Source organism: Mycobacterium sp. ABE4_509, from assembly GCF_056160785.1.
Genome location: NZ_JBSWXU010000191.1, coordinates 1 through 8,278, shown reverse-complemented (window position 1 = coordinate 8,278; position 8,278 = coordinate 1). Strand labels below are relative to the sequence as shown.

General features: G+C 67.4%; 10 protein-coding genes and 1 pseudogene. 7 read left to right on the top strand and 4 right to left on the bottom strand.

Going from position 1 to position 8,278, the window contains the following annotated elements; genetic code table 11:
- The 4 genes from ACXAID_RS25605 to ACXAID_RS25590 form a co-directional block, all read left to right on the top strand.
- Window positions 1-1,087: S1C family serine protease (locus ACXAID_RS25605; protein ID WP_475024988.1), on the top strand; the 1,087-nt coding region annotated here is incomplete at its 5' end.
- Between the two features lie 29 nt (window positions 1,088-1,116).
- Window positions 1,117-1,662, top strand: a complete 546-nt coding sequence (locus ACXAID_RS25600; RefSeq protein WP_475024989.1) for a MogA/MoaB family molybdenum cofactor biosynthesis protein — start codon at window positions 1,117-1,119, stop codon at window positions 1,660-1,662.
- A 709-nt stretch (window positions 1,663-2,371) separates the two neighbouring features.
- A complete protein-coding gene (locus tag ACXAID_RS25595) occupies window positions 2,372-3,031 on the top strand; it encodes an MspA family porin (protein WP_475024987.1) in 660 nt (219 codons plus the stop codon).
- Window positions 3,032-3,139: 108 nt separating this feature from the next.
- Window positions 3,140-3,769, top strand: coding sequence for an MspA family porin (locus ACXAID_RS25590; protein WP_475024986.1), 630 nt, complete (start codon window positions 3,140-3,142; stop codon window positions 3,767-3,769).
- Between the two features lie 22 nt (window positions 3,770-3,791).
- Here ACXAID_RS25590 and mscL read toward each other — a convergent pair whose 3' ends face one another.
- Window positions 3,792-4,226: a large-conductance mechanosensitive channel protein MscL gene (mscL, locus tag ACXAID_RS25585; protein WP_475024985.1), complete on the bottom strand. Its 435-nt coding sequence runs from the start codon at window positions 4,224-4,226 to the stop codon at window positions 3,792-3,794.
- 433 nt (window positions 4,227-4,659) lie between these two features.
- On the opposite strand from mscL, the gene ACXAID_RS25580 reads away from it, so the two are divergent.
- Window positions 4,660-5,013 (top strand): hypothetical protein, encoded by a 354-nt coding sequence (locus ACXAID_RS25580; RefSeq protein WP_475024984.1) that lies wholly within the window; start codon window positions 4,660-4,662, stop codon window positions 5,011-5,013.
- A gap of 81 nt (window positions 5,014-5,094) precedes the next feature.
- On the opposite strand, the gene ACXAID_RS25575 is transcribed toward ACXAID_RS25580, so the two are convergent.
- The 3 genes from ACXAID_RS25575 to ACXAID_RS25565 all read right to left on the bottom strand — a co-directional run bounded on the left by ACXAID_RS25575 (window position 5,095) and on the right by ACXAID_RS25565 (window position 6,823).
- The gene (locus tag ACXAID_RS25575) at window positions 5,095-5,739 is read right to left on the bottom strand and encodes an SAF domain-containing protein (RefSeq protein ID WP_475024983.1); all 645 of its coding nucleotides are present in this window, start codon (window positions 5,737-5,739) and stop codon (window positions 5,095-5,097) included.
- A 67-nt stretch (window positions 5,740-5,806) separates the two neighbouring features.
- A complete protein-coding gene (locus ACXAID_RS25570) occupies window positions 5,807-6,166 on the bottom strand; it encodes an FmdB family zinc ribbon protein (RefSeq protein ID WP_475024982.1) in 360 nt (119 codons plus the stop codon).
- A gap of 72 nt (window positions 6,167-6,238) precedes the next feature.
- Window positions 6,239-6,823 carry a 5-formyltetrahydrofolate cyclo-ligase gene (locus ACXAID_RS25565; protein WP_475024981.1) on the bottom strand — a complete coding sequence of 195 codons (585 nt, stop codon included), beginning with the start codon at window positions 6,821-6,823 and terminating at the stop codon, window positions 6,239-6,241.
- A 65-nt stretch (window positions 6,824-6,888) separates the two neighbouring features.
- On the opposite strand from ACXAID_RS25565, the gene ACXAID_RS25560 reads away from it, so the two are divergent.
- Window positions 6,889-7,809 carry a UTP--glucose-1-phosphate uridylyltransferase gene (locus tag ACXAID_RS25560; protein WP_475024980.1) on the top strand — a complete coding sequence of 307 codons (921 nt, stop codon included), beginning with the start codon at window positions 6,889-6,891 and terminating at the stop codon, window positions 7,807-7,809.
- A 78-nt stretch (window positions 7,810-7,887) separates the two neighbouring features.
- Window positions 7,888-8,278: pseudogene (locus ACXAID_RS25555) on the top strand (molybdotransferase-like divisome protein Glp); the annotation flags it as partial.

Genomic DNA, 8,278 nt, shown 5'->3' with positions numbered 1-8,278 from the left:
CGGCCGGACGCCGAGTCTGGCCGCCGGCGCGGTGGCCATCGCCGTGCTGTCGGCCGGTGTCGGTGGAGGTGTGGCGACGCTGGTCCACCCCGATCACAACGTGGGCAGCATCAGCGCTGCGGGCGCTGCGCCGAGCATGCCCGCTGCGAGCCTGCCCGCCGGCTCGGTGGAGCAGGTGGCCGCCAAGGTGGTGCCCAGCGTGGTGAAGCTCGAGGTGGACCGCGGCCGCCAGGCCGAAGAGGGTTCGGGGGTGATCCTGTCGACCGACGGGCTGATCCTGACCAACAACCACGTGGTGGCCGCGGCGCAGGGCGCTCCGAGCGGGGTCGAGACGAAGGTGACCTTCGCCGACGGCAGCAGTGCACCGTTCACCGTGGTCGGCACCGACCCCGGCAGCGACATCGCGGTGGTCCGCGCGCGCAACGTGTCGGGTTTGACGCCGATCACCGTGGGCCGGTCCTCGGAGCTGCGGGTCGGGCAGGACGTGGTGGCCATCGGTTCCCCGCTGGGCCTCGAGGGCACGGTGACGACCGGGATCATCAGCGCGATGAACCGGCCGGTGGCCGCCGGCGGTGACGCGCAGAACCAGAACACCGTGCTGGACGCGATCCAGACCGACGCGGCGATCAACCCCGGGAACTCGGGTGGCGCGCTGGTCAACATGAACGGCGAACTCGTCGGCATCAACTCTGCGATCGCCACGCTGGGCGCCGACGCCGGCGGCGCCCAGGGCGGGTCGATCGGGTTGGGATTCGCGATCCCGGTCGACCAGGCCAAGCGGATCGCCGACGAGCTGATCCAGACGGGCACCGCCTCGCGCGCGTCGCTCGGTGTTCAGGTGGGCAACGACGCCGGTGTCGACGGCGCCAAGATCGTCGAGGTCACCGCCGGTGGCGCGGCGTCGGCTGCGGGTCTGCCCAACGGGGTCGTGGTGACCAAGCTCGACGATCGGGTGATCGGCAGTGCCGATGCGCTGGTCGCGGCGGTGCGCTCGAAAGCCCCTGGTGACACCGTCACCCTGACCTACCTCGACGCGGCGGGTAACCCGCAGACCACCGAGGTCACCCTGGGCAGGGCCGGGCAGTGAGGGTGCTGACCGATGCCGACGGTCCGGTGCTGCGTGTGGCTGCGCCGGGGTCGGGGCCGACATATACGGTTATCCCCATGGAACAGCCTCATACGTTGGTCGGCCGGGCACTGGTCGTCGTCGTCGATGACCGCACCGCCCACGGCGACGAACAGGACCACAGCGGTCCGTTGGTCACCGAGCTGCTCAGCGAGGCCGGCTTCATGGTCGACGGTGTGATCGTGGTGTCCTCCGACGAGGTCGAGATCCGCAACGCGCTGAACACGGCGGTCATCGGGGGAGTGGACCTGGTGGTGTCGGTGGGAGGCACCGGTGTGACGCCTCGCGACGTGACCCCCGAGGCCACCCGGGATCTGCTGGATCGGGAGTTGCTGGGCATTGCCGAGGCGCTGCGAGCATCGGGGCTTTCCGCCGGAATCGTCGACGCCGGGGTGTCGCGTGGGTTGTCCGGTGTGTCCGGTAGCACCCTCGTGGTGAACCTGGCCGGGTCCCGGGCCGCGGTGCGGGACGGCATGGCCACGCTGGGGCCGCTGGCTGCGCAGGTGATCGCTCAGCTATCCAGTTTGGAGATCTAATCGACCAGCGCTCGCTGAGAGTATCGTGTGAGGAAGCCGGATCGGCTTCCTCACACGTGTTTCTGGGGGTCTTCAGATCTGTCGCACGACCTGCAGTGTTACGGGCAGGTGAACATTAATCCTCGTCAAATAGTGATCTTCGTCACATGGAGTAGGGTCATTGAGTCGACCATCGAAGCGGTCGCGAATCGCAGTTAACACCGTCTTCGGCGAGACGTTGCCAGAGGCGTCCTCGGATGAGCGCGAACCCGTCGCTCCGGAGGAGCGCGACGACCACGAACGGTGGCTGCGCGACAACATTCCGCCCCACCATGACTGACCTGTGACTTAGCAATAAGCCCAGCGGGTATCTCCAGTAACACTGGCACCGCCGATTTCGAATAGTCGGGTGCGGGGCCAAGATCAGCGACGGTTTCTCCGGCCGAACCCCGCCGTCGCGCAGAAGGGGTATGTCGAGAGGATGGGGACTCCTCAGCAAACGATTGGCGACTTTCGGAGTGTTCGACACCACCCGCTCCCACGCGTTGCCGGTCAGATGCCTCCCCGTTATGTTCCTCGTGTCAACGATGAGTGATTCGTGAGAACGACATGTGGGTCTTCTAATTCGGTTCACATGTTCGCCTTGCGAGGTGTGTGGTGAAGCGGTACAGCCAGGCACGGACAACTCGGTGCCCCTGACGGGGCTTCGATCTACACAACTAGGGAGATCATGAAGGCAATCAGTCGAGTGCTGATCGCGATGGTGGCGTCCATCGCGGCGCTGTTCGCGAGCACTGGCACCTCTCACGCCGGGCTGGACAATGAACTGAGCCTGGTCGACGGCCAGGGCAACACGCTGACGATTCAGCAGTGGGACACCTTCCTCAACGGCGTTTTTCCGCTGGACCGCAACCGGCTGACCCGTGAGTGGTTCCACTCGGGTCGCGCCGTGTACATCGTGGCCGGTGAGGGTGCCGAGGACTTCGAGGGCACCATGGAGCTGGGCTACCAGGTCGGCTTCCCGTGGTCGCTGGGCGTCGGCATCAACTTCAGCTACACCACCCCGAACATCGCGTTCGACGGTTACGGCCTGCCGTTCGGCGGGGACGTCATCCCCGACTTCCCGTTCGGTCTGACCGACAGCATCGTGACCCCGCCGCTGTTCCCCGGTGTGTCGATCTCGGCTGACCTGGGTAACGGCCCGGGCATCCAGGAGGTCGCGACCTTCTCCGTGGACGTCGCGGGCCCCGGCGGTGCCGTCGCCGTCTCCAACGCTCACGGCACCGTGACCGGTGCGGCCGGTGGCGTGCTGCTCCGTCCGTTCGCCCGGCTCATCTCGTCGACCGGTGACAGCGTCACCACCTACGGCGAGCCGTGGAACATGAACTGATCGAATACTGATCATCGTCGGCCCCCGGGAGTTCGCTCCCGGGGGTTGACGCTTTTCGGGCGCAGACCGCCTCCGGCCGGTCGACAAATTTGTCAAGCTGACCGTCTGATGGGAGCGCTGCGTTGGATGATCCTGGCGGTCACCGGGTCTGCCACGGTGATGGTCGTGAGCGCGGGCACGTCGCACGCGGGGCTCGACGACGAACTCAGCGCGGTCGACGGCCTGGGGCGGACCATGACGATCCAGCAATGGGACACAATCCTCAACGGGGTCCTTCCGCTGGACCGCAACCGGTTGTCGCGTGAGTGGTTCCATTCCGGCACGGCGACATACCAGGTGTCCGGGTTCGGCGCCGAGAACTTCACAGGCGTCCTGGAGTTGGGCTACCAGCTCGGTTTCCCGTGGTCGATGGGCGTCGGGGTGAACTTCAGCTACAGCTCGCCGAACATCACGCTCGGGGGCTGGGGCATCGACGACAATCTGGCCGATCGGGTCTACACGCCGCCGCTGAATCCCAGCGTCGCGATCTCGATGGACCTGGGAAACGGCCCGGGCGTGCTGGAGATCGCGACCGTCACTGTGGAGGTCGCTCGCCCCGCCGGTGCCGTCGCGGTCTCCAACGCGCACGGCGCCGTGACCGGCGCGGCCGGCGGTGTGCTGTTGCGTCCGTTTGCCCGGCTGATCTCGTCGGCCGGGGACAGCGTCGCCACCTACGGCGAGTCCTGGACCATGAGCTGATCCCGGAGCGGCGCCGCGGGTCTCACTCCGGGACCGAGTGGCGGCCCTCCTGGCTGTCGAGTTCCGCCGCCGCCGCACCGTCGGCGCCGGCGCGCAGCAGATCCCGGATCTCGGTGAGCAGCGTCAGTTCGGTCTCGGTGGACTCGATCTTCACGTCGCGCTCCTTGAGCTTCCTGAACGGCACGACGATCACGAAGTAGATCACGGCGGCGACGATCAGGAAGTTGATCGCCGCCGACAGCACCGCGTTGAGATCGATGAATTGTGCTCCGCCCAGCGGGATCCGCAGAACGCCGTATTCCGCATCCGGTTCCGCGCCGATCCGGTCCACCAACGGTTGGATGACGTTCTCGGTGAACGCGGTGACCAGGCCGGTGAACGCGGCGCCGATCACCACCGCGACGGCCAGGTCGATGACGTTTCCGCGGGAGATGAACTCCTTGAACCCCTTCAGCATTGCGGAGGCCCTTTCTGATTCGCGTGGTGGCCAGGCCGAAACGCCAGGTCATCCAGAAACGTTAGCGGCTGGCTCAGCCGTCACCGGCGAAAAGTCGGGGCAAGCTGGGAGGAACCTTGGGGATTCAGCACAACTGCCTGGCGTCCCGGGCGCTGGCGGGGCCCGCTACCTACTATCGAATGTGCAGGTAGATGTTGTGGCAGGTTTGGAGAATCGGAGCGAGGGATGATGATCGCGCTGCCGTGCGGCTGAGTTCGGCCGCAGAGCATGCTGAGCCGGAACTGAAGTATTGCTGAACCCAGGCTGAACTGGGCACTTGTGATGTTTGGAATCGCCGACCCGACGCGCGGGCTCGGCCATTCACTGCTAGTCTGATAAGACCTGCACAACGTCACGAGGATGTCACGTCCTCCCTATTCAAAGGGGAATGCTGATGGCCGGATACGCCGAGGCCTTCACTCGCAGTTCGAAGAAGCTGGGTCTGGTGGGCTTGGGTTCGTTCGCCATCGCCGCGGCCGCTATCGGCCTGGGCAGTGGTACGGCCAGCGCCGATGTCGACGAAGTCGGCCCCAGCCCGACGGTGACGAGCCGGCAGGCATCGCAGAACTCGGTTATCCGCATCAACGACTACGGTGTCGCGCGCGGCATCTCGGAGGCTCGCCTGGCTGACGCCGGCGTGGTCCACGCCCAGGGTGAGATCCGGGATACGACCAAGGCTGTGGTCGGTGGTACCGCTGCCGCGTTCGAAGGTGCCTACCCGATCGGCCCCGCCATCGGCGACTGGTGATGTGATCTGATTTTCCACTGCCGCCCCCGGTTCCGCCGGGGGCGGCAGTGTTTTCGGCGCAGGTCTGAGGCTCAGAGCTGCTCAATGCAGGGTGAGTCCGATGGCCTCGATGAGGCCGGCCGCTGCCACCGTTCTCGCCGTGGCCGTCGGAACGGCGACCAGGACCACACGGCCGCCGGCCGCGATCCCGCTCGTCCCGGTGGACACCAGCACCACGACGGCTCCGGTCGCGATGACCCGCGCTTCGGCGCTGGAATCTCCAGGGGCGGCCACGATGTCGACGACGTCGCCCGACCTCAGCAGGTCGGGAACCGCGGCGTCGGCGAGCGTCAGCGGGACGACCCGCGCATCCGGTCCGGCCGCCGCCTCGGTCAGCCTCGGCCCCAGCAGCCGCACATCGGTGAGCACCTCGCCGCGGCGTACCGGCCCCGCCGGCATCGCCCCCACGACGGCGTCGAGGTCGGTCACCGAACCGTCTGGAACCGTTGTCGGGGTTCGGTTCTCGAGTTGGACATCGGCTGTGGTGAGCTCGGTCCCGGGCGTCAGATCGCGGCTGGCGACGAGAACCACGGCGCCTGCGTCCCGCGCGCCGTCATGCAGAACCGAACCGGCCGCCAAGACCACCAGCGCCCCGGCGAGTACCCGGCGGGCGGCGACCGTGCGCGACCAATCCGGGCGCAGCCGACCAAGCCGGCTCAATGGCGACGGGACCAGTGAATCCCCCATGCGGCCACGCTAGATCCCGTGGCGGGTTGCCGTCTGCCCTCGGTCGGGCGGCCTGTGGATAACCCCGTCAGCTCGAGGCGGCCGCGGCGGGTGCCGACGAGCTGTTCGATGAACCGCTCGACGACGAACTCGACTTCTCCGAGGAAGTCGACTTCTCCGACGAACTCGACGACGACTCCGAGCTCGACTTCGACTCCGAACCAGAGCTGCTCGAGCCGCCGGAGCCGGAGCTCTTCTTCTTGTTGTCGGCCTCACGGCTGTCGGTGCGGTAGAACCCGCTGCCCTTGAAGACCACGCCGACCTTGCCGAACAGCTTGCGCAGCCGACCGTTGCACTGCGGGCATTCCGTCAGCGCATCATCGGTGAACGCCTGCACCTGATCGAACTTGTTGTCGCATTCGGTGCATGCATAGGAATAGGTAGGCACGAAAACCTCCGAGACAGTCAAACTTCTTAGCACTCTACCTGCCTAAGTGCTAGAACCGCCAGGCGGGACGGCTCATTCCCCGAGCCGGACGAGGCCACGCCCCGGTGTCAACGCATGCGACATCGCGACGTCGTGGGGTTCGGCGGGTATCCGCTCGATGAGTTCGTCGTCGCGGACCACCGCGACGAGCAGCGTTCCGGGGGCCGCCAAACCCAGGGTCCGGTCATAGAACCCCGCGCCGCGTCCCAGGCGCACGCCGCGCCGGTCCACCGCGAGCGCGGGCACCAGCACCACGCCGGCCTGGCTCACGGTTTCGGCGGGAAGGGTCGGGGGTGCGGGCTCACGCAGCCCGAACGGGGCCCTGACCAGCTCGCCGCGGCGGTAGCGGCCCCACTGCAGCGGTGCGGGCGTGTCGTCGGGGCCGTTTCTGGCGACCGGGAGCAGAACGACCCTGCCGCGGTCGGCCAGCGCGTCGATCAGCGCCTGCGATCCGGGCTCGGAACCGACCGGCACGTAGGCGCACACCGTCGCGCCCGGCTCGGCCAGCTTCGCCGCGTGCCGCGCCAGCTCGTCGGCCTCGTGTTGGCAGCTCGACGGGTCCAGCAACCGGCGCGCGGCCAGGATTCTGCTGCGTAGCCGTGATTTCGTCTCTTCCACTGCGTAGTCCTCGACAGGTCGGGTAAGGAGAGAGCAACCGAAGCAGAGAGGTTAGTGTGTGAACGATGAATCGGCCTGAAGTTCCAATTCCGCGCACCGCGATCGTGCCGGCCGCCGGCTTGGGTACCCGTTTCCTGCCTGCCACCAAGACGGTGCCCAAAGAGCTGCTGCCGGTCGTCGACACGCCCGGTATCGAGCTGGTCGCCGCCGAGGCCGCCGAGGCCGGCGCCGAACGGCTCATCGTCATCACCTCCGAGGGCAAGGACGGCGTGGTCGCGCACTTCGTCGAGGACCTCGTCCTGGAGGGGACGCTGGAGGCCCGCGGCAAGCACCTGATGTTGGAGAAGGTGCGCCGCGCGCCCGCGTTGATCAAGGTCGAATCCGTCGTGCAGGCCGAACCGCTCGGCCTCGGCCATGCGGTCGGCTGTGTCGAATCGAGCCTCGCCCCCGACGAGGACGCGATAGCGGTGCTGCTGCCCGACGACCTGGTGTTGCCCACCGGGGTGCTCGAAACCATGTCAAAGGTGCGGGCCAAGCGGGGCGGATCGGTGCTGTGCGCGATCGAGGTGCCGCCCGAAGAGATCAGTGCCTACGGCGTCTTCGACGTCGAGACCGTTCCCGACGCGGTCAATCCCAACGTCCTCAAGGTCAAGGGCATGGTCGAAAAGCCCAAGGCCGAGGACGCGCCGTCGCCGTATGCGGCGGCCGGTCGCTACGTGCTGGACCGGGCGATCTTCGATGCGCTGCGCAGGATTCCACGGGGCGCGGGCAACGAACTGCAGCTCACCGACGCGATCGCGCTGCTGATCGAGGAGGGCCACCCGGTGCACGTGGTCGTGCACCGCGGATCTCGACACGATCTGGGAAATCCCGGTGGCTACCTGAAGGCTGCGGTTGACTTTGCGTTGGAACGAGATGACTACGGGCCGGAACTGCGCCGGTGGTTGATCGAACGGCTGGGCCTCGCGCCCGCGGTGACCGAGTAGCAGCGGCTGCATCGCCGAGCGCAAGCGCGCCCGTTCGGTCGACGCCGGCTGGGTGTTCTGAGGTGAGAAAGGCATGTTGTGCGTTCGGTGGAGGACCAGCAGGCGCGGGTGGCGTCGGCAGCGGTAGCGCCGCGTCCGGTGCGGGTGGCGATCGCTGAAGCCCAGGGCCTGATGTGCGCCGAAGAGGTGGTGACCGAGCGTCCACTGCCCGGTTTCGACCAGGCCGCCATCGACGGCTACGCGGTGCGCAGCGTCGATGTGCTCGGCGGGCGTGAATCGGCGGAGGACGAAGACGGCGACGGCGGCGAGGTACTGGACAACGGCGACATCAGCCTGCCGGTGATGGGCCTGATCGAGGCCGGTGAGCGCACTCCGAGCCGGCTGCAGCCGCGCCAGGCCGCGCGGATCCAAACCGGTGCGCCGATGCCGACGCTGGCCGACGCCGTGCTGCCGCTGCGCTGGACCGACG